The sequence below is a fragment of the Micrococcus sp. HMSC31B01 genome (assembly GCF_001816085.1).
GTDB classification, from domain to species: domain Bacteria; phylum Actinomycetota; class Actinomycetes; order Actinomycetales; family Micrococcaceae; genus Micrococcus; species Micrococcus luteus.
Map to the genome: position 1 here is coordinate 1 of NZ_KV824813.1, position 2,110 is coordinate 2,110.

Genomic DNA, 2,110 nt, shown 5'->3' on the forward strand with positions numbered 1-2,110 from the left:
GCCGACCGGGCCGGACGCGGCGGCGCCCCCAGGGCACCGCCGCGTCACCCGCCGTTCACCGCGGTCGGCGTAGCATGGGTGGTCACTTTTCCGCCGGGCGGGCCGCAGCGTGGTCCGCCCCTCACCGCACCGCGAGGGCCCCCGATGACCGATACCGTGTCCGTCCGCCAGTCCGAGCTCGACCTCGAGCGGGGTCGGGTCGCCGAGCGGTACGCCCGCCTCGACGCCCTGCGTGAGGAGAAGGAGCGCCAGCTCGCGGCCGTGCGCCGGACCGGCCCGCAGGGGTCGCTGCAGAACCACTCCGAGCGCGACGCCTTCGCCAGCCTCTACGAGGACCGACTCGCCCAGCTCTACGCCGTGGACGACCGCCTCGTCTTCGGCCGGCTCGACCTCGACGCCGAGCGGGAGGGTGGGGCCGACGAGCAGCGGTACATCGGGCGCATCGGCCTCACCACCGAGGACCACGAGCGCCTCCTCGTCGACTGGCGCGCGGCCGAGGCCGGCGCCTTCTACCAGGCGACGGCGGCCCACCGGGGCCGCGTGCGCCGTCGTCGTCACCTGATGCTGCGGGGGCGCGAGGTGCGCGACCTCGAGGACGACATCCTGGACCCGACGCTGCTGGGCGAGGACGGCGTGCGCGCCGATGCCCAGGGTGCGCTGCTGGCCGCCGTCACCGCCCGACGCACGGGACGGATGGGGGACATCGTCGCCACGATCCAGGCGGAGCAGGACGAGGTGATCCGCGCGCCCCTGCCCGGGGCGGTCGTGGTGCAGGGCGGGCCCGGCACGGGGAAGACCGCCGTCGCCCTGCACCGCGCCGCCTACCTGCTGTACACCCACCGGGAGCGCCTCGCGCGCTCGGGCGTGCTGATCGTCGGCCCGTCGACCGCGTTCATGCGGTACATCGAGCGGGTGCTGCCCTCGCTGGGCGAGACCGGTGTCGTGATGTCCTCGCTGGGGACGCTGATGCCGGGTGTGCGGGCCGTCCCGGAGCGGGACCTCGACGCGGCGGCGGTGAAGGGCCGGCTGGACATGGTGGACGCCGTCGCCCACGCGGTCGCGCAGCGCCAGCGCCTGCTCGTCGAGCCGCGGCGCCTGATGATCGACGGCACGGCCGTCAAGCTCAAGCCGGCCATGGTCCGGCGCGCCCGGGACAAGGCGCGGGCCACCCGCAAGCCCCACAACGAGGCCCGGGTGACGTTCGTGAAGATCCTCGTCCGCGAGCTCGCGGAGAAGCTGCGCAAGAAGCTGGAGAAGTCCTCGGGCACCCCGGTGCAGCGTGACCTCCTGCTGGAGGACGTGCGCACCTCGCGCGACGTGCGCATCGCGCTCAACCTCTGCTGGATGCCGCTGACGCCGGAGAAGCTGATCGGCGACCTCCTCACCCGGGAGGACCTGCTCCGGGCGGCCGCCCCGTGGCTCTCCGACGCCGAGGTCGGCACGCTCCTGCGGCCGGCCGACGCCCCCTGGACCGAGGCCGACGTGCCCCTGCTGGACGAGGCGGCCGAGCTGCTCGGACGCCTCGAGACCCCGGGCCGGGGCGGTGAGTTCGCGGCCCAGCACGAGCGCAACCTCGAGAACGCCCGGGCGTCCCTGGAGAACATGCACCAGACGCTCGCGGACCTGGGCGTCGACGGCGTCGTGGACGCCGAGCAGCTGGCCGCGGCCAATGAGGCACGCGGGGTGCGACGGACCACCGCTGAGACCGCGGCCCACGACCGCACCTGGACGTACGGGCACGTGGTGGTGGACGAGGCTCAGGAGCTCTCTCCGATGCAGTGGCGCCTGCTGGCGCGCCGCTGCCCGATGAAGTCGTTCACCATCGTGGGGGACATCGCGCAGTCCTCCCGTCGTGACGCGGCCGGCTCGTGGGCGTCCGTCCTCGCCCCGGAGTTCGGGGACCGCTGGCGCCTGGAAGAGCTGACCGTGAACTACCGCTCGCCCGCGCGCGTGATGCGCTGGGCCGCGCAGGTCGCACGGGCGGCCGGGCTCGAGGTCTCCCATCCGCGCGCCGTGCGCGAGGGCGACCACCGCCCGCGCCTGGTGACGGAGCCGGGCGGGGACGTCGCGGCCCTGGCCCTCGACGCGGTCGAGGTCGAGCGGGACCGCG

At 74.9% G+C, this 2,110-nt stretch carries 1 protein-coding gene; it reads left to right on the forward strand.

The genetic code is table 11. The annotated features are described in order from the left end of the window. Positions 1-144: 144 nt before the first annotated feature. Positions 145-2,110: HelD family protein (locus HMPREF3105_RS00260; protein WP_246830288.1), on the forward strand; the 1,966-nt coding region annotated here is incomplete at its 3' end.